This window comes from Aeromonas sp. FL131 (genome assembly GCF_049860615.1).
GTDB classification, from domain to species: Bacteria; Pseudomonadota; Gammaproteobacteria; order Enterobacterales; family Aeromonadaceae; genus Aeromonas; species Aeromonas hydrophila.
This window is the reverse complement of record NZ_CP187595.1, coordinates 1874317-1894058: the sequence shown is the minus strand read 5'-3', so window position 1 is coordinate 1894058 and position 19742 is coordinate 1874317. Positions and strand designations below refer to the sequence as shown.

Annotated in this window: 12 protein-coding genes; all 12 read left to right on the top strand. The window is 59.3% G+C overall.

From position 1 onward, the window contains the following. Positions 1–78: 78 nt before the first annotated feature. The 12 genes from proQ (at position 79) to rmf (ending at position 19688) form a co-directional block, all read left to right on the top strand. Positions 79–717 (top strand): RNA chaperone ProQ, encoded by a 639-nt coding sequence (proQ, locus tag ACPW75_RS08855; protein WP_077096243.1) that lies wholly within the window; start codon positions 79–81, stop codon positions 715–717. Between the two features lie 8 nt (positions 718–725). Beyond that, positions 726–2741, top strand: a complete 2016-nt coding sequence (prc, locus tag ACPW75_RS08850) for a carboxy terminal-processing peptidase (protein ID WP_016350681.1) — start codon at positions 726–728, stop codon at positions 2739–2741. 134 nt (positions 2742–2875) lie between these two features. Continuing rightward, on the top strand, positions 2876–5500 hold the full coding sequence (gene pepN, locus ACPW75_RS08845; protein WP_264098245.1) for an aminopeptidase N: 2625 nt from the start codon (positions 2876–2878) through the stop codon (positions 5498–5500). Between the two features lie 72 nt (positions 5501–5572). Next, positions 5573–5794, top strand: a complete 222-nt coding sequence (locus ACPW75_RS08840) for a DUF2835 domain-containing protein (protein ID WP_005300804.1) — start codon at positions 5573–5575, stop codon at positions 5792–5794. Between the two features lie 278 nt (positions 5795–6072). Then, a complete protein-coding gene (locus tag ACPW75_RS08835) occupies positions 6073–10911 on the top strand; it encodes an NAD-glutamate dehydrogenase (RefSeq protein ID WP_077096241.1) in 4839 nt (1612 codons plus the stop codon). A 76-nt stretch (positions 10912–10987) separates the two neighbouring features. Next, positions 10988–11998: a quinone-dependent dihydroorotate dehydrogenase gene (gene pyrD / locus ACPW75_RS08830; RefSeq protein WP_029300913.1), complete on the top strand. Its 1011-nt coding sequence runs from the start codon at positions 10988–10990 to the stop codon at positions 11996–11998. Positions 11999–12085: 87 nt separating this feature from the next. Continuing rightward, complete coding sequence (locus tag ACPW75_RS08825) at positions 12086–12622, top strand: cell division protein ZapC (RefSeq protein ID WP_011706138.1); 537 nt, start codon at positions 12086–12088, stop codon at positions 12620–12622. A 681-nt stretch (positions 12623–13303) separates the two neighbouring features. Beyond that, positions 13304–15475 carry a bifunctional 23S rRNA (guanine(2069)-N(7))-methyltransferase RlmK/23S rRNA (guanine(2445)-N(2))-methyltransferase RlmL gene (gene rlmKL / locus ACPW75_RS08820; protein WP_179101416.1) on the top strand — a complete coding sequence of 724 codons (2172 nt, stop codon included), beginning with the start codon at positions 13304–13306 and terminating at the stop codon, positions 15473–15475. Next, a complete protein-coding gene (locus ACPW75_RS08815; protein WP_077096239.1) occupies positions 15475–15705 on the top strand; it encodes a glutaredoxin family protein in 231 nt (76 codons plus the stop codon). Before rlmKL ends, ACPW75_RS08815 begins: the two co-directional genes overlap by 1 nt. A 74-nt stretch (positions 15706–15779) precedes the next feature. Further along, positions 15780–17702: an ATP-binding cassette ATPase Uup gene (gene uup / locus ACPW75_RS08810; protein ID WP_024945227.1), complete on the top strand. Its 1923-nt coding sequence runs from the start codon at positions 15780–15782 to the stop codon at positions 17700–17702. An 8-nt stretch (positions 17703–17710) separates the two neighbouring features. Continuing rightward, positions 17711–19348: a DUF3466 family protein gene (locus ACPW75_RS08805; protein WP_029303051.1), complete on the top strand. Its 1638-nt coding sequence runs from the start codon at positions 17711–17713 to the stop codon at positions 19346–19348. 160 nt (positions 19349–19508) lie between these two features. Further along, positions 19509–19688 carry a ribosome modulation factor gene (gene rmf, locus ACPW75_RS08800; protein WP_005315693.1) on the top strand — a complete coding sequence of 60 codons (180 nt, stop codon included), beginning with the start codon at positions 19509–19511 and terminating at the stop codon, positions 19686–19688. Positions 19689–19742: the final 54 nt, after the last annotated feature.

Here is a 19742-nt window from a genome sequence, read left to right as displayed (position 1 = left end):
AGGCCCCAAGCTCTCTATAATGGGGCCTTTGTTGTGCTCGGGTGTGCCCGCGCGTTTATATGAAAGCCAAGGTTATACATGGAAAACACTGAGAAGCTGAAGAACAGTAAAGAGATCGTTGCCTACCTGGTCGAGAAATTCCCGGCCTGCTTCATTGCTGAAGGAGAGGCCAAGCCGCTCAAGATTGGCATCTTCCAGGATTTGGCCGAGCGTCTTGCTGACGACGCCAGAGTCTCCAAGACCATGCTGCGTTCTGCTCTGCGTCAATACACCTCAAGCTGGCGTTACCTGCATGGCCTCAAGGCCGGCCAGGCCCGTGTCGATCTGGACGGCAATCCGGGCGAGCTGCTCACCGAAGAGCACATCGAGCATGCCAAGCAAGCCCTCAAAGAGAGCAAAGAACGTGTCTTTGCCAGCCGTCGTACCAACACCAAAGAAGAGAAGGCCAAGCAGCCACGTCGTCCTGCCCCGCGCAAGGCCGATGTTGCCGCCAAATCCGACAAGCCGAAAGCCGCTCCCAAGGCTGTTCCCGCTGCTGTCGAAGCACCGCTGGTCAAAGTGGATGCCGCTACCCTGAAAGTGGATCAGGGCGTCCGGGTTGTGCTGGGCAAGTCTCCGGTGCCGGCCACCATCAAGGAAGTGACCAAGGATGACGTTCAGGTTCAATTGCAGACCGGCATGATGCTGCGGGTCAAATTCGAGCACCTGGTTCTCTAAGGAGACAAATGTTGAAGCATGGCGTAATTCGTTTTTCCCTCGTTGCCTGTAGCCTGGCGCTTGCCGGGCTTGCACAGGCCATCGAGCCGGTGCTCAAGGAAAGTGATTTGCCTGTGTTGGCTCAGGAGAGCCAACATGCTACGGCTAGCAAGCGAATTGCCAATCTGTTTACCCGCTCGCATTACAAGCAGTTCAAGCTGGACGATGCCTTTTCCTCCGTGATCTTTGACAAGTATCTGGAGAATCTGGACTACAGCCGCAACCTGTTTCTGGCCTCTGATATCAGCCGCTTTGAAAAGTACCGTACCGGTTTTGACACCGACCTCGAGAGAGGACGGCTGGCACCGGCTTACGAGATGTTCAATCTGAGTCAGCAGCGGCGTTATGAGCGGTTCGAATACGCCCTCAAACTGCTCGATACTCCTTTCGATTTTACCCAGCCCGACAACTACATCTTTGATCGGGAAGGGGCGGCCTGGCCGAAAGACGAAGCCGAACTCAACGAGTTGTGGCGCCAGCGGGTCAAATTCGATGCCCTGAGCCTCAAGCTCAGCGGCAAGGAGTGGCCCGAGATCAAGGAACTGCTTGGCAAGCGTTACAACAACGCCATCAAGCGGATGTCCCAGACCGAGAGCGAGGACGTGTTCCAGCTCTTCATGAACTCCTTCGCCCGCGCCATCGAACCGCACACCAGCTATCTGTCTCCGCGCAGCGCCGATCGTTTCAACACCGAGATGAACCTCTCGCTGGAGGGGATTGGTGCCGTGCTGCAGGCCGAGGATGACTTCACCGTCATTCGCTCCCTGGTGCCCGGTGGTCCGGCTGCCAAGTCCAATCACCTCAAGCCTGATGACAAGATTGTCGGGGTAGGGCAGGACGACGGCAAGATTGTCGATGTGATCGGCTGGCGTCTCGATGACGTGGTCGAACTCATCAAGGGACCAAAAGGCAGCAAGGTGAAGCTGGAGATCCAGCGCGGCAAAGGCGCCGCCGCCAAGACTGAGCAGATCGAGCTGGTGCGCGACAAGGTGCGGCTGGAAGACAGAGCCGCCAAGTCCAAGGTGATCACCGCCGAAGGCAAGAAGATCGGGGTGCTTGAGATCCCTAGTTTCTACGTCAACCTGCACGACGACGTGATCAAGGAGCTCTCCAGCCTCAACAAGCAGAAGATCGATGGCCTCATCGTCGATCTGCGTGGCAACGGCGGCGGTGCGCTGACCGAAGCCTCTGCCCTGAGCGGCCTGTTCTTTGCCAGCGGTCCTGTGGTGCAGATCCGGGATCACATGGGCCGCATCACCGTCAACGGTGATGACGACGGCAACGTCTACTACGGCGGTCCCATGTCGGTGATGATCGACCGCTACAGCGCCTCGGCCTCCGAGATCTTTGCCGCCGCCATGCAGGATTACGGCCGTGCCCTGATCCTCGGCGAGAACTCGTTCGGCAAGGGCACGGTGCAGCAGCATCGCAGCCTCGCCAAGGTGTATGACTTCTACGAGCAGCCGCTCGGTCATGTGCAGTACACCATCGCCAAGTTCTACCGGATCAACGGTGGCAGCACCCAGAACAAGGGCGTCGCTCCGGACATCAGCTTCCCGACTGCGGTAGCACCGGAAGAGACGGGCGAGAGCCGCGAGTTCAACGCCTTGCCGTGGGACAAGATTGCATCGGCCAAGTACGACAAGCTCGGCAACTTCGCCAGTTTGCTGCCCAAGCTGCAGTCTGCCCATGAGGCACGGATCAACAAGGATCCGGAGTTTGCCTACGTGATGCAGGACATTGCCGACTACAAGGAGGAGAAAGACAAGAAGTCGGTCTCCCTCAACGAGGCGGAACGTCTGGCGGATCAGGCCAAGCAGGACGAGAAGGCTCTCAAGCGCACCAACGAGCGTCTTGCCCGTCTCGGCAAGCCGGCGGTGAAGAGTCTGGATGAACTGCCTGCCGATTTCGAGGCGCCCGACGAGTATCTGGTCGAGGCTGCCAACATCACGGCGGACCTGGCCAAGCTCAGCAAACGCAGCTGATCATCGGCGAGTCAATTAATCAACAAGGGCGACTGAGGTCGCCCTTTCTTTTGCCTGAATGCAAACTATTTGACCCTGCCAACCGGTTGTGACAGCCTCTGACACGTCAATTACAAGCGTGGAAGCAAACAATAATGACCGATCACTCCCAGGCCATGACGGCCAAATATCGCCAGGATTACCGGGCTCCGCTCTACTGGATCGACAGCATCGATCTCGACTTTCAACTGCAGGAGCCGCTGACCCAGGTGACCGCCATCTCCCGTCTGCGGCGCAATGGCGAGCACAATGAACCGCTGGTGCTGGATGGGGAGGGGCTCTCCCTGCACAGCGTCAGCGTGGACGGGGTGCCCTTCACCCAGTACGAGCAGGGCGAGAGCAGTCTGACTCTGTTCAACTTGCCGGCCGAGTGCGTACTGACCATCGTGACCTTGCTGGATCCGGCTGCCAACACCGCGCTGGAAGGGCTCTACAAGTCCGGCGACGCCTACTGCACCCAGTGCGAGGCAGAAGGGTTCCGGCGTATCACCTATTACCTGGACCGGCCCGACATTCTGGCCCGTTACAGCACCCGCATCACCGCCGACAAATCCCAGTTCCCTTTCCTGCTCTCCAACGGCAACAAGGTCGACAGCGGCGATCTGGGTGACGGCCGCCACTTCGTGCAGTGGCAGGATCCCTTCCCCAAGCCGAGCTACCTGTTTGCCTTGGTGGCCGGGGACTTCGACGTTGAACGCAGCCACTACACCACCAAGAGCGGCCGCAAGGTGGTCCTCGAGATCTTCGTCGACAAGGGCAACCTGGACCGCGCCGGTTTCGCCATGGAGAGCCTCATCAACTCCATGCGCTGGGACGAGCAGCGCTTTGGCCTCGAGTACGACCTCGACATCTATATGATCGTGGCGGTGGACTTCTTCAACATGGGCGCCATGGAGAACAAGGGGCTCAACATCTTCAACTCCAAGTTCGTGCTGGCCAATCCGGCTACCGCTACCGACAGCGACTACCACGGCATCGAGCGGGTGATCGGCCACGAATACTTCCACAACTGGACCGGCAACCGCGTCACCTGCCGCGACTGGTTCCAGCTCAGCCTGAAAGAGGGGCTGACGGTGTTCCGGGATCAGGAGTTCTCCTCCGATCTGGGCTCACGCGGGGTCAATCGCATCAATAACGTGCGCACCGTGCGCGGCCCGCAGTTTGCCGAAGATGCCGGCCCCATGGCCCACCCCATCCGCCCGGATGTGGTGATCGAGATGAACAACTTCTACACCCTGACCGTCTACGAGAAGGGCTCGGAAGTGATCCGCATGCTGCACACCCTGCTGGGTGAGGCCGCCTTCCAGGCAGGCATGCGCCTCTATTTCGAGCGCTTTGACGGTCAGGCCGTCACCTGTGACGACTTCGTGCAGGCGATGGAAGATGCCTCCGGGGTCGATCTCGGCCGCTTCCGCCGCTGGTACAGCCAGTCCGGTACCCTTGAGCTCACCGTGACCGACGAGTACGATGCCGAAAGCGGCGTCTATCGCCTGCACGTGAGCCAGCACACCCCGCCGACCCAGGATCAGCCGCAAAAACTGCCGCTGCACATTCCGCTCGATATCGAACTCTATGATGAGCAAGGGGCCGTCATTCCGCTGCAGTATCAGGGCAAGGCCATTGGCAACGTACTCGACGTGCTGGAAGCACAGCAGACCTTCGTCTTCGATCGGGTGGCGGTCAAGCCGGTGCCCTCCCTGCTGCGTGATTTCTCGGCACCGGTCAAGCTGCATTTTGACTACAGCGACGAGGCGCTGGCCTTCCTGATGCGCCATGCCCGCAACGAGTTTGCTCGCTGGGATGCGGCGCAGATGCTGATCAACAAGGCGGTCATCGACGGCGTGGCCCGGGTGCAGCATGGGCAGGGGGTTGAACTCTCCCAGACTCTGCTGGCGGCCTTTGTCGCCATTCTGGATGACGGCGAGCTGGACCCGGCCCTCAAGGCGGAGATCCTGGCGCTGCCGGGTGAGGCGACCCTGGCCGAGCTGTTCGAGGTGGCCGACATCGACGCCATCCATCAGGTTCGCAACGAGATCCACACCTCGCTGGCCCACGCCTTCGGTGCCCGTCTGACAAGCAGCTACGAGGCGTTGCGCCTGCCGGCGTATCAGGTGGTGCATGCCGACATGGCCAAGCGGGCGCTCAAGGGCGTCGTGCTGGGCTATCTGGCGGCGCTCGACGCCGGCAGTGCCGATCTGCTGGTACGCCAGCAATATGCCACCGCCGACAACATGACCGACACCCTGGCGGCGCTGCAGGTGGCCAACAGCCATCTGTTGCCGTGCCGCTCCGAGCTGCTGGCCGATTTCGAAGGCAAGTGGGCCAAGGACGGGCTGGTGCTGGACAACTGGTTGCGACTGGTGGGTAGCAAGCCGGCGGAAGACGTGTTGGAGGAGGTGAAGCTGGCGATGGCGCATCCTACCTTCAGCATCCGCAACCCGAACCGGCTACGTGCGCTGATCGGTAGCTTTGCCATGAACAACCAGGTGCAGTTCCATGCGCGCGATGGTCGCGGCTACCGCTTCCTGACCGATCTCTTGATCGAGCTCAACGAGGTCAACCCGCAGGTGGCCTCCCGCCTCATCACCCCGCTCATTCAGTTCAAGCGGCTCGATGAGGGGCGCAAGGCGCTGATCCGCACCGAGCTGACCCGTCTGGCCAACCTCGAGGGGCTGGCACGGGATCTGTTCGAGAAAGTGAACAAGGCACTGCAGCAGTAAACCCAACGGGGTGGGGGAGCCATCTCCCACCCTTTCAACCCCCGGGCCGTTTATCAGACCAGAGGAGTCATCGTGAAGCAGTTTACCTTTCGCCTGTCCCTGAGCCACGACGAGGTCATGCTGATGTATCAGGGCCATGCCAAACGTCTGGTGGTACGCAGCGAGCAGGGGCTGACCCTGGAGCTGGGCATTGAGAAAATCCGGCCTTTCGTCGCCATCAGCGGGGTACATGGCTATTTTCGCCTCAAAACCCAGGACGATTATCGCTTTATCAGCCTCGAACGCATAAATTAACAAAACTTGAACATATTTCCGCGCAATTCACTGCTTTAAGTCACTATCTATCCGGTAAATCCGTAACCATCCAGTGGGATTTTCTGTTTTTTGCCAGAACGGCAAAATATTTCACAGCTTAAGGCGTGATCTGACCCTTGTTTTTAACAACTCATTATCACCTTTGCTCGCCTTCCTTGATCCAAGACATTACACTTCGCAGCAACTCTGTACCGGTGGGCATCCAGGGTGGATGTCTCTGTGTCGGTGGTTAATGTCGTCCGATAAGGAATATAGAAATGGCATTGAAAGACGCCCCTACCTCAGTTCTGCTCGAAAACGTTCTCAGCCTGATCCATCAGAAGTTGCCCAAGAAGAGTGCCTCCCTGGTCGAGTGTTTCGTCGCCAAGTTCTACGGCAACATGGCGAGCACCGATCTGCACGATCGCAATGACAGCGATCTCTATGGTGCCGCGCTCAGCCTGTGGAATGCGCTCAACCAGCGCACCTCGACCTCCCCCTATATCCGAGTCTACAATCCCGAGCTGACCCGCCATGGCTGGCAGTCTCCCCATACCATCGTCGAGATCATCCTGCAGGACTCCCCCTTCCTGGTGGACTCCATCCGCATGGCGCTCAAGCGCCGGGGCATCACGGCGCACATGATGCTGCACCAGCCGCTGCACCTCATTCGCGGCAACGAAGGCAAGATCAGCGCCATTCTGGATCTCGACAACAGCGCCGAACAGACCTCGGTCGAGACCGCCTTCCTCATCGAAATCGATCACCTCACCAGCGAGGAGCAGATGGAAGGGCTGACCGCCGAGCTCAATTCCGTGGCCGGTGAAGTGGCCCTGGCAGTCGGTGACTGGCAGCCCATGCTGGCACGTTTGAACGAGATCATCGACGAATTGCCCAAGCGCAAGAACCCGGTCAGTCAGGCCGAAGTGGACTCCTGCGTTGCCTTCCTCAAGTGGGTAGCGGCCCATAACTTCACCCTGATGGGCTATCGCCGTTACGACGTCAAGGCGGTGGAGGGGGATCACGAAATTCTGCCCCAGGCGGACTCCAGCCTGGGTCTGATGAAGAACTCCATCAAGGAAGCGGGGCAGCGCCTTGGCAACATGCCCGCCAGTGCCCGTCACGCGGCGCTGAGTTCTGATTTGCTGATCCTCACCAAGTCCAACAGCAAGTCGCGGGTGCATCGCCCGGCGTATGTGGACTACATCGGCATCAAGCGCTTCGACGAGCACGGCAAGGTGGTGGGAGAGGATCGCTTCATCGGCCTTTATGCCTCCTCCATCTACAACACCAGCGCGACCCAGATCCCGCTCATCAGTCACCGTCTCGAGCACATCATGGCCGCCTCCGGTCACGAGAAGGGCTCCCACGCCTACAAGGCGCTGCTGAACGTGCTGGAAACCTACCCGCGCGATGAGCTGATCCAGGCCCGTGAAGAGGAGCTGCTGGCCACCGGTCTTGGCGTGCTGGAGATGCAGGAGCGCGACATGCTGCGCCTGTTCGTGCGCCGCGACGTGTACGGCCGTTTCTTCTCCTGCATGGTCTATGTCACCAAGGAGCGCTACAACACGGCGCTGCGGGTCAAGACCCAGCAGATCCTGCAGAAGTATTTTGGCAGCAGCGAAGAGGTGGAGTTCAACGTCTACTTCACCGAGGGCGTGCTGGCACGGACCCACTACATAGTGCGGGTCAACAACAACAACGTGGATGTGGATGTGAACGAAGTACAGAACAACCTGATTGAAGCGGCCCGCAGCTGGGATGATCGCCTCGACTCCGTGCTGCTCTCTCACTACGGTGAAGCCCGCGGCAACGAACTGCGCCGCCGTTTCAGCACCGCCTTCCCCCGCGCCTACAAGGAAGACGTGCTGCCGGGTTCCGCCGTGGCCGACATCATGGAGCTGGACAACCTGAGCGAGGCCAATCCGCTCGGCATGCTGTTCTACCGCGCTCAGGAGGAGGAGAACGATCGCCGGGTCCGCCTCAAACTGTTCCACCGCACCGAACCCATCCACCTCTCCGATGTGCTGCCGATGCTGGAAAACATGGGGCTGCGCGTCATCGGCGAAACCCCGTATCAGGTGCGCACCCCGGCGGGTGACATCTTCTGGATCCTCGATTTCTCCATGCTGCTGCATGGCGAGCAGCCGTTCGATCTGGAGCAGAGCCAGCAGCGCTTCCAGCAGGCCTTCGCCGCCATCTGGAACAAGCAACTGGAAGATGACGGCTTCAACCGCCTGGTGCTGGGGGCCGGCCTCACCGGTCGTCAGGTCTCGGTGCTGCGCGCCTATGCCAAATACATGCGTCAGACCGGCGTCTCCTTCAGCCAGTCCTATATCGAAGAGACCCTGACTCGCTACCCGGATATCGCCCAGTTGCTGTTCACCCTGTTCGAACAGCGCCTGGATCCGGCCGGCAAGCAGGAAGCCAAGGTACAGATCAAGCTGCACGAGCAGCTCGCCGCCAAGCTGGATCAGGTCGCCAACCTGGACGACGATCGCATCATCCGCCGCTATGTGGAGATGATCGACGCCACCCTGCGCACCAACTACTACCAGCTGGACAAGGCGGGCAACATCAAGCCCTACATCTCCTTCAAGCTGGCCCCCTCCAGCATCACCGACATGCCGCTGCCGCTGCCTAAGTTCGAGATCTTCGTCTACTCGCCGCGGGTAGAAGGGGTGCACCTGCGCTGGGGCAAGGTGGCCCGTGGCGGTCTGCGCTGGTCTGATCGCAAGGAGGACTTCCGCACCGAAGTGCTGGGTCTGGTAAAAGCCCAGCAGGTGAAGAACACCGTCATCGTGCCAGTCGGTGCCAAGGGCGGCTTCTACTGCAAACAGATGCCGGCGGGGGCCCCCCGTGCCGCCATCCAGGAAGAGGGCAAGGCCTGCTATCGCCTGTTTATTCGCGGCCTGCTCGATGTGACCGACAACATCATCGGCGGCGAGGTGATCCCGCCGAAATCCGTGGTGCGTCACGACGAGGATGACTACTACCTGGTGGTGGCCGCCGACAAGGGCACCGCGACCTTCTCGGACATCGCCAACGAGATAAGCCTCGAATACGGCCACTGGCTGGGCGATGCGTTCGCCTCCGGCGGCTCGGTCGGCTATGACCACAAGAAGATGGGCATCACCGCCCGTGGCGCCTGGGAATCGGTCAAGCGGCATTTTCGCGAGATCGGCGTCAACTGCCAGACCACCGACTTCACTTGCGTCGGCATCGGCGACATGGCGGGGGACGTGTTTGGCAACGGCATGCTGCTCTCCGAGCACACCCAGCTGGTGGGCGCCTTCAACCACATGCACATCTTCATCGACCCGACCCCCAATGCGGCCAAGAGCTTCGTCGAGCGCAAGCGCCTGTTCGAGCTGCCCGGCTCCAGCTGGGATGACTACAACCGGGAGCTGATATCCCAAGGGGGCGGCATCTTCCTGCGCTCGGCCAAGTCCATCAAGCTGAGCCCCGAGATCCAGACCCTGCTCGGTACTGACAAGGCCAGCATGGCCCCGAACGAGCTGATCAAGGCGCTGCTCTGCCTGAACGTGGATCTGCTGTGGAACGGCGGCATCGGCACCTATGTGAAGAGTTCCCGCGAGAGCGACGCCGAAGTGGGCGATCGCAGCAACGATGTGCTGCGGGTCAATGGCCGCGATCTGCGGGTCCGCATCGTGGGTGAGGGCGGCAACCTCGGCTTTACCCAGCTCGGCCGGGTGGAGTACGCCAGCCAGGGCGGTCGCATCAACACCGACTTCACCGACAACGTGGGCGGGGTGGATTGCTCCGACAACGAGGTGAACATCAAGATCCTGCTGAACCAGCTGGTGGCGGCCGGTGACCTGACCCTCAAGCAGCGCAATCAGATGCTCTATGAGATGACCGACGACGTGGCGCAGATTGTCATCACCAACGCCTATCGCCAGTCCCAGTCCATCTCGGTGACCAGTTTCCGCGGCGCCGAGCAGCTCAAGGAGCAGCAGCGTTTCATCCAGGGGCTGGAGCGGGAAGGCAAACTGGACCGCGCCCTGGAGTTCCTGCCCTCCGACGAGGAGCTCTCCGAGCGGATGGCGGCGGGGCAGGGGCTGACCCGTCCCGAACTGGCGGTGCTGGTGGCCTATGGCAAGATGGTACTGAAAGAGCAGCTCAACTGCCCGGAAGTGACCGACGAGCCCTTCCTCGCCAACATGCTGGTGACCAGCTTCCCGGCCAAGCTGCAGCAGCAGTTCGGTGCGGCACTGGCCCAGCATCCGCTGCGCGGGGAGATCATCGCGACCCGGGTGGCCAACATGCTGGTCAACGACATGGGGCTCAACTTCGCCAGCCGGATGAAGGACGAGACCGGTGCCTCGGTGGCGGAAGTGGCCTGCTGCTTCGCCATGGCCCGCGAGGTATTTGGCCTCAACCAGCTGTGGCGTGACATCGAAGGGTGCGACAACCTGGTGGGGGCAGAGACCCAGCTCGAGCTGATGTTCTACAGCCGTCGCATCGTGCGCCGCGCCACCCGCTGGTTCCTGCGCGCCCGCAATCGCAGCTGGAGCATCAGCGAGAACATCGCCTTCTTCCGTCCGGCCTTCGAGACGCTGGGTCAGCACCTCTACGAGGTGATGGACGAGAGCGAAGTGGCCGAGCACCAGCAGGCGGTCGCGGCGTTGGTGGCCAAGCAAGTGCCACAAGCCATCGCCCGTCAGGTGGCCCACATGAGCAGCCTCTTCTCCAGCCTGGATCTGGCGCAGATCGCCGCGGAGCACAAGACCGACATCCTGCGTGCCGCCAACGTCTACTATCGCCTCGGTGCCAAGCTGGATCTGCACTGGTTCCTCGACCAGATCAACCATCAACCGGTGGGCAACCACTGGCAGGCGATGGCGCGGGCCTCCTTCCGTGAAGATCTGGACTGGCAGCAGCGCAGCCTCACTTCCGTGGTGCTGGAAGGGTGCAAAGATCAGGGAGAATGCGCTACCATACTGGCCGACTGGATTTCGGAGCATGAGCAACTCTTGTCCCGTTGGACCCACATGTTGGCCGACTTCAAGACCACCAGTACCCATGAGTTCGCCAAGTTCTCGGTGGCCTTGCGGGAGTTGAACCTGCTCCAGTTGAATTGCCGAGCACTGTGATTGCCAGTTAAGGCATGACAGCGGTATCACACCCAAAGCCCCGGCCAGTTGCCGGGGCTTTTTTTAAGGAGCAAACATGCTGTACCCTCTCGCCAGGCATTTCCTGTTCAAGCTCAACCCGGAACAGGCGCACGATCTCTCCATCAAATATTTGCCCCGCCTTCTCGGTACGCCGCTTGATTGTTTCTTCCGCCACTCCTTGCCCAAACGCCCCGTCACTGTCATGGGGCTTTCTTTTGCCAATCCGGTGGGTCTGGCGGCCGGTCTGGACAAGGATGGCGAGTGTATCGATGCCTTCGGGGCCATGGGGTTCGGCTTTATCGAGGTCGGTACCGTCACCCCCAGACCCCAGAGCGGCAATGACAAGCCGCGTCTGTTCCGGGTTATTCCGGCAGAGGGGATCATCAACCGGATGGGCTTCAACAACAAAGGGGTCGACCATCTGGTTGCCCAGGTCAAGAAAGCCAAATATCAGGGGGTGATCGGCATCAATATCGGCAAGAACAAGGACACCCCCATCGAGCAGGGCAAGGATGATTACCTGATCTGCATGGACAAGGTGTATGACCATGCCGGTTATATTGCCGTCAATATCTCTTCTCCCAATACGCCGGGGTTGCGTTCACTGCAATATGGCGATGCGCTGGATGAACTGTTGGCTGCCCTCAAGGTTCGTCAGCAGGAGCTGGCCGCGCAATATAAGAAATACGTGCCACTGGCCGTTAAAATTGCGCCGGATTTGACTCCGGATGAAATTAATCAGGTGGCCGCATCTCTGATAAAAAATGGCATTGATGGGGTGATTGCCACCAATACTACCCTTGAGCGCGACATGATTTATGACATGCCCCATGCCGCTGAAGCGGGTGGCCTCAGCGGTCGTCCTTTGCAGCACAAGAGCACCGAAGTGATCCGCCAGCTGGCCAAAGCACTGGATGGTGCGCTGCCCATTATTGGCGTCGGTGGCATCGACAGTGCCATGGCGGCCCGCGAGAAGCTGGCTGCGGGTGCCAGTCTGGTCCAGATTTACAGCGGCTTTATTTATAAGGGCCCGGATCTGGTCAAAGAGATTGTGACCCATATATAAGAAATAAATCGGTGCCCTTTATTTAAAGTTGCTGAAATTCTCGACATGGAATAAAGTCGAGTAACGACTTTCAGTAAGGGCACCTGCATGTGTATCCAACCCAATGACAATTGGCAGTGGCATTATGATGCTCATGATGATCGTCTGATGCTGGATTTATCCGATCGCATGATCTTCGCCACCGAATATAAAGGGCGACAATTGGTGCCCAGCTCCTTCACCACCCAGCCTTTTTGCGTGGATGATGCGGCGCTCTATTATCAGCTGATGGACAGGGTTGCCGAACTGGAGTGGAGCGTACCGCATCAGGTTCAGCTGGTACTCAATGCTATCGCCGTCAGCCGCTTTTACAAACCCCTGATGCCACAAAGCTGGTTCTTTGGGGAAACCCACCCCGCCATTATTCCCGAAACCGGTGCGCTGGTGTGCATGGGCACTCCTCACGGCAAAGGGGAGTTTCTGGTGATCGAAGCCGGTGAACAGGCCAGCGTCTGTTTGAACCTGACTGACGATCTGATATTGACCACCAGCAAGACACTGCCCCGTTTTGGTGTTATCAAGGTGATGAACAATCGCATGAGCCCAAGGCCGGTGGCACAGGCGCAATATCGCCAGGTGAGTTGAATCTCGGGTTATTTTATAGCAAGCCTTTATCCTCTCCTTCGGTTCATCCTAATGAACACTCACTCGTCCCCATTCTGTTCCTATCATTAGCCTTGATTATTTCAGGTGACTGCTTTTGTGCAAAAAATGCCCTCCGATCAATTTGATAAGAGGGCGGCAAACACACACTACAGGAGGAATAAGCGGTTGTATCAACAACACGGGGTTATTCTAAATCCTGTAGTTTCTCTTGAAACCTGATAGATGTGACAGTCGGACAATAGCGATATGAACAGAGAGAGGAGGAAAAAATGGCCCTCCCGTTTACGGACGATAACGGGAGGGCCAAACACGGGGTTTACAGAAAGGACTTGCTCTGTCGTGGGAAATAATAACGAGTTGAGTCTTGTTTGACGCCTGTCAGATATGGCAGCGGGATAGATCACCTATTCCTGACCATGGCCATGTCATATATGGTTGCAGCCTCAGCAAGGTAATGCCGTGCCAATAAGAGATGCCGGAGTACACCTGGTTATTGTTTGAACTTGCCGAGCGGCTGGTACATTTTTTATTCGTGAGATCCTTCCTGCGCGCATGCCTCGCCAGAACGGCCAAAAGGTCGGAGGCGGCGCATGTCAGATACCCTCGGTTTATGTCGTTACTGGCAAGCTTTTGCTGCTCCGGATCGCGGCTTAAGGTATAATACGGCACTATTTTTATGGGTTCCCCGTGAGCGTGATGAAAGAATTTTTTGCAACCTGCCCCAAAGGGCTGGAAAACCTGTTGGCCGTCGAGCTGACCAACCTGGGCGCAGAGCAGGTCCGTGAGACCGTGGCTGGCGTGCATTTCAAAGGCGAACTGGCCACTGGCTACAAGGCCTGTCTGTGGAGCCGTTTCGCCTCCCGCATCGTGCTGGTGCTGTCCGAATTCCAGATGAATGACGACCTGGATCTCTATCTGGGTGCTCACACCATTCCCTGGGAAGAGCACTTCTCCGGTACCTCCACCATTGCCGTGGATTTTACCGGTACCAATCCGGCCATTCGCAATACCCAGTACGGTGCCCTGAAGATCAAGGATGCCATCGTCGATCGTTTCACCAAGCGCGGTCACGTGCGTCCTGACGTGGATAAGAAGTCGCCGGATATTCGCATCATGGCGCACCTGGGCAAGGGCAAGGCCAATATCACGCTGGACTTGTCAGGCCCCGCGCTGCACCAGCGTTTCTACCGCCAGGGCACCGGCGAGGCGCCGCTCAAAGAGAACCTGGCCGCTGCCATGATTGCCCGTAGCGGCTGGGCCGGCGAGCCCATGATGGACCCCATGTGTGGCTCCGGTACGCTGCTGGTGGAAGCTGCCTTTATCGCCGCCGACATGGCACCGGCCCTGCGCCGTGAGCGTTTCGGGTTCGATCGCTGGCTGCAACACGATAGCGAGCTGTGGCAGAGCCTGCTGATGGAGGCTCAGGTACGGGCCAAGCGCGGCATGCAGCGCTGCGAGGTGAAGCTGTTTGGTTGCGATGCCGACAGCCGCGTGCTGCTCAAAGCCCGCGACAACGCCAAAGCCGCCGGCGTGGCCCATCTCATCACCTTCAAACAGGCCGACGTCACCGCGCTGGAAAACCCGCTGCCGATGCCGGCAGTGGAAGGGGAGGCCCGTCAGGTCGGCATGCTGATCTCAAACCCCCCCTATGGCGAGCGTCTTGGCGAGTTCCCGGCACTGCTGGAAGTCCACCAGGCCCTCGGTGATGCCCTGCGTCGCAGCTTCCAGGGCTGGAAAGTCTCCATTCTTTCCGCATCCCCCGAGCTCTTGAGCTGTCTGCGTCTGCGCGCCGACAAGCAATATCGCCTGTTCAACGGCGCCCTCGAGTGTCAGCTGCGCAACTACCAGATTGCACAGGACTCCGTTGCTTCCCAGAAAGAGGTGGCGCAGGACTTTGCCAACCGTCTGCGCAAGAATCTGAAGACCCTGGAGAAGTGGGCACAGAAAGAGAACCTCGACTGCTATCGCCTCTATGACGCCGATCTGCCGGAGTACAACGCCGCCATCGACCGTTATCAGGACTATCTGGTGGTGCAGGAGTACGCGGCGCCCAAGGACATTCCCGCCCAGAAGACCCGTCAGCGCCTGCTCGACATGGTGCAGGCAGCCATCAAGGTGACCGGCATGGACGGCGAGAAGGTGATCCTGAAGGTGCGCGAGCGTCAGGAAGGCAAACAGCAGTACCAGAAGCTCTCCGAAGAGCAGCACCGGATGGAAGTGCAGGAGTACGGCGCCCGTCTGTGGGTCAATCTCTATGACTATCTCGACACAGGTCTGTTCCTCGACCACCGTCAGACTCGCCGTATGCTGGGTCAGATGGCCAAGGGCAAGCGCTTCCTGAACCTCTTTGCCTACACCGGCAGTGCCACCGTGCATGCTGGGTTGGGCGGTGCCAGCGAGACCACCACGGTGGACATGTCACGCACCTACCTCAACTGGGCACAAGACAACATGCGCCTCAACTCGCTGGTGGGCCGAGAGCACAAGTTCGTGCAGGCCGACTGCCTGAAGTGGCTCTCCGAGGCGGACGAGCAGTACGACCTCATCTTCATCGATCCGCCCACCTTCTCCAACTCCAAGCGGATGGACGAGAGCTTCGACGTGCAGCGCGATCACATGCTGCTGATGCAGCACCTGAAGCGGCTGCTGGCTGCGGGTGGCACCCTGGTGTTCTCCAACAACAAGCGCCACTTCAAGATGGATCTGGCCGGTCTCGAGGCCATCGGTCTCAAGGCCCAGAACATCACCGGCAAGACCCGACCCAAGGATTTCGAGCGCAACCAGCATATCCACAACTGCTGGATCATCACCCATGCGGAGGCCCAGGCCTGATGCTGATCCTGTTTCACACCGACGGTTGCCACCTGTGCGAACAGGCGTGGGCGCTGGTGGAGCAGGCCGGTCTTGCGGCCGACACTCGCCAGTGCGACATCATGGATGATGAGCAGTGGCTGGCAACCTATCGGGTCCGTATTCCAGTACTGCGCGATGAGGCGGGGCGTGAACTGGGTTGGCCCTTCACCCTGGCTGAGCTGCAAGCGTGGCTTGCCAGGCAGGGGTGAGCGGGCGATTTGACGATGAAACGGGGGGAGATCCAGTCTGCCACCCGTTTTTTCATTAGCAATAAGGAACAAGAATGGCTCTTTTGACATTGCACGGCGCATCGTTGTCGTTCAGTGATTTTCCGCTGCTCGATCAGGCCGAGCTCACCATCGAGCGGGGCGAGCGCCTCTGCCTGGTGGGGCGCAACGGGGCGGGCAAGTCCACCCTGATGAAGGTCATCGCTGGCGAACTGCCGCTCGATGACGGTCGTCTGGTGCTGCAACAAGATTTGAAAGTGACCCGTCTCGAGCAGGATCCCCCCGCGTCGAGCGAGCTCACCGTGTTTGACTACGCCGCCGAAGGGCTGGCCGGGGTAGGGGAGCTGCTCAAGCAGTATCACCATATCTCCATGGAACTGGCACACGATGCCTCCGATGCCAACATCCGCAAGATGAGCCAGCTGCAGGAGCAGCTCGACTACCAGAATGGCTGGCAGTTCGAGACTCGCATCAACCAGGTGCTGACCCTGCTCGGTCTGGATCCCGACGTGACCCTCGACAGCCTCTCCGGCGGCTGGCTGCGCAAGGTGGCACTGGCCCGCGCACTGGCCTGCGATCCGGATCTGTTGCTGCTGGACGAGCCGACCAACCACCTGGACATCGATGCCATCAACTGGCTGGAAGAGTTCCTCAAGGATTTTCGCGGCGCCATCGTCTTCATCTCCCACGACCGGGAATTCATCCACAAGCTGGCGACCCGGATCATCGATCTGGACCGCGGTGTGATCACCTCCTGGCCCGGCAACTACGACGAGTACCTGCAGGGGAAAGAGGAGTGGTTGCGGGTCGAGGAGCTCAAAAACGCCGAATTCGATCGCAAGCTGGCCCAGGAAGAGGTGTGGGTACGCCAGGGGATCAAGGCCCGTCGCACCCGCAATGAGGGACGCGTGCGCGCCCTCAAGGCGATGCGGATGGAGCGGACCCAGCGCCGTGAACTGCAGGGCAAGGCCAAGCTGCAGCTGGATGAGGCGAGCCGCTCCGGCAAGCTGGTATTTGAAAGTGAAGGCCTGGGGCTGGACTTTGGTGATCGCACCCTGTTCCAGGGGCTGGATCTGCAGGTGCTGCGCGGCGACAAGATTGCGTTGGTCGGCCCCAACGGTTGCGGCAAGTCGACGCTGATCAAGCTGCTGCTCGGCCAGTTGAGCCCAAGTCGTGGCACGGTCAAGGGGGGCACCAATCTGGAGGTGGCCTACTTCGATCAGTACCGCGAGCAGCTCGATCCCGAGAAGACGGTGGTGGACAACGTCGGGGAGGGCAAGCAGGAAGTGATGGTGCGCGGCCGCTCCCGCCACATTCTCGGTTACCTGCAGGACTTCCTGTTTGAGCCAAAACGGGCACGCACCCCGGTGAAAGCCTTGTCAGGGGGCGAAAAAAACCGTTTACTGTTGGCCAAATTGTTCTTGAAGCCCAGTAATTTACTGATCCTCGATGAACCAACCAACGACCTGGATGTCGAAACGCTGGAATTGCTGGAAGAGCTGCTGGCGGACTACCCCGGCACCCTGTTGCTGGTGAGCCACGATCGTCGTTTCATCGACAATACCGTGACCGGTTGCTGGTTGTTTGAAGGGGACGGGCAGATCAGCGATTATGTGGGCGGTTACGCCGACATGATGGCCACCCGTGCTCAACAACAGGCACAGCAGTCTGCGCAGCACGTCGCCAAACAGGCGCAGAGCAAAACGCCAGAGCCTGTCGTGGCGCCGGCGCCTGCTGCCACAAAAGCCAAAAAGCTCTCTTACAAGTTGCAGCTGGAGCTGGATAATCTACCGGCTCGACTGGAACAGCTGGAGGCAGAGCTGGATGCCCTGCAGACCGAGATCAACCACCCCGGTTTCTTCTCCCTGCCGAGCGACCAGACTCAAGCCAAACTGGATGCCCTGAATGCAGCAGAGGCTGCATTGGAACAAGCCTTCTCCCGTTGGGAGGAGTTGGAAGCGTTGAAACATCAGGACTAAGGAAGTAGATGAAAAAGCAATTATCCATGCTGGCCATTCTGGTCAGCGCCAGCCTGCATGCCCAGGCGGCACAAAGTCCCTTTTTCACCATTGTCGATGCGTCCGACAAGGGTTACGCCAGCGGGATCAGCGGCGACGGCAACGGGCTCATCGGGATCAATACCAAGAACAACATGGCCGAGCACTTCTCGACCGTGCGTTTCGCCGACTTCCTGGTCGATCGTTTCCGTTTCGAGCAGGGCTGCATGCTCTCCAACTCGGTCTGCAACTCCTTCTGGAACGACAACAGCAACTTCGCCTATCAGTGGCGTCGTGACTTCCTCGACGGGGTCGACCAGCGCAACAACGTAGGTTACGTACAGCTGGGCGAGACCGACGGTCTGGTGACCGCGCTGGGCGACGTACCCGGTACCCGGGCAGGCTACAAGATGAGTGGCAAGCTGCGTACTGCCTTCGCCGTGGTCGAGGAGGGCAACCCCGTCGAGCTGAAAGACGGCGCCGGCACTCACAGCCTGAGCGTACCGACCAGCATCAAGAAACTGGACAACGGCCAGTATCTGGTGACCGGCACCGCAGCGACCGGCAAGAACATTGCCGTCAACTCCGAAACCTACAACTGGTGCTTTGCCGGCAACGACGGCCAGTATGGCGACTACCGCTACTGCCCGGGCCTCAATACCCAGGCCAGCTTCTGGCTGGTCAACAGTACCGGCACCTTCAACAAGCTGCTGCAGGCCAACGAGTATGCCCGCGCCCGCAACGAAGTAGTGCAGACCGCCTCCGCGCTCGGGGTGGGTAAATTCAACGGCAATCTGTACGGGGTAGGGTACTCCTCCACCGGCGAGATCGGCACCAACTACCTGGACGGTCGCAACCTGGCCGCTTACTGGACGCTGGATCTGGATGGCAGCAAGGTTGGCACTACCCAGATCATCCCGTTGGCCGAAGGCGAACCCGGCAAGGATGACGCCAAGCTGCAACACAGCTGGGCCGTGGGGGTCAATGACAACGGTTATGTGATCGGCAACCAGCTCTATCGCATCAACAAGGGCCAGAACCGCCCGGTCGAGATGTTCGTGTTCAACCTGAACACCCCGACCACCAATGCCGTGGTCTCCTTGCAGGACAAGCCGCTCAGCGGCTCCGGCTCGGAAGCGGCCGCCATCAACAACCACAACATGGTGGTTGGCTGGCGTGATTCCCGCCATCAGACCCAGCCCGTGGTCAATGGCACCAATCGCATGCAGGAAGGCTTCCTGCTGAACGCGGCTACCGGCAACAACTGGTATCTGAACGATCTCATCTGTGGTCTGGATGATGCGGGTGCCAAGCAGTGTACCCAGAACGGTTACTACTACCACATCGCCTATGCCAGCGGCATCAGCAGCAACGGTACCGTCGCGGCCACGGCTTATCGCTACAACAGCGAGAGCGATCTGAACAACCGCACCAATGCTACCGTAGTCAGCGTCAAGCTGGCGCCGGTGGTAACCGACTACAAGAACAACGATCCGGCCGGTTATGTGGTCGCCAACGCACCGGTCAACAACCAGACCGGTCAGGATGGCGGCAGCGGTGGTGGCAGCCTGTTCTGGTTGACTCTGCTGGCCCTGCCATTCGCCTGGCTGCGCCGTTTCCAGCGCTAAAAAGTTGTGTCACTAAAAATTAATGCGGTTCAGTGTCTTGTGTCACAATGACCGGATAGCATGAAATTTTTTGTTTGACCCTGCCGACCCCCTGGGGTAAAGATGAAAGCGACCGATGAAAAATTGGTCGCTTTTTTTGTTCCACGGAAGAGGGTCGTAGATGATGAAGAGACAAAAACGGGACCGTCTGGAAAGAGCTCGTGCTCGTGGTTATCAGGCTGGCGTGGTCGGCAAACAGAAAGAAGCGTGTCCGTATCAATGCCTTGATGCCCGTGGGCATTGGCTTGGTGGTTGGCGTGATGCCATGGAAGGGCGGGGCTCAGGCCTCTTCATGAAGTAGCCGGTACTTCATCACTCATTGCAAAAGGAAAGGGGCCATGATGGCCCCTTTACG

Coding starts and splice junctions, on each gene's coding strand:
- proQ (WP_077096243.1), top strand. CDS start 79: ATGGAAAACACTGAGAAGCTGAAGAACAGTAAAGAGATCGTTGCCTAC.
- uup (WP_024945227.1), top strand. CDS start 15,780: ATGGCTCTTTTGACATTGCACGGCGCATCGTTGTCGTTCAGTGATTTT.
- ACPW75_RS08835 (WP_077096241.1), top strand. CDS start 6,073: ATGGCATTGAAAGACGCCCCTACCTCAGTTCTGCTCGAAAACGTTCTC.
- rmf (WP_005315693.1), top strand. CDS start 19,509: ATGATGAAGAGACAAAAACGGGACCGTCTGGAAAGAGCTCGTGCTCGT.
- ACPW75_RS08805 (WP_029303051.1), top strand. CDS start 17,711: ATGAAAAAGCAATTATCCATGCTGGCCATTCTGGTCAGCGCCAGCCTG.
- prc (WP_016350681.1), top strand. CDS start 726: ATGTTGAAGCATGGCGTAATTCGTTTTTCCCTCGTTGCCTGTAGCCTG.
- ACPW75_RS08815 (WP_077096239.1), top strand. CDS start 15,475: ATGCTGATCCTGTTTCACACCGACGGTTGCCACCTGTGCGAACAGGCG.
- pepN (WP_264098245.1), top strand. CDS start 2,876: ATGACCGATCACTCCCAGGCCATGACGGCCAAATATCGCCAGGATTAC.
- ACPW75_RS08825 (WP_011706138.1), top strand. CDS start 12,086: ATGTGTATCCAACCCAATGACAATTGGCAGTGGCATTATGATGCTCAT.
- pyrD (WP_029300913.1), top strand. CDS start 10,988: ATGCTGTACCCTCTCGCCAGGCATTTCCTGTTCAAGCTCAACCCGGAA.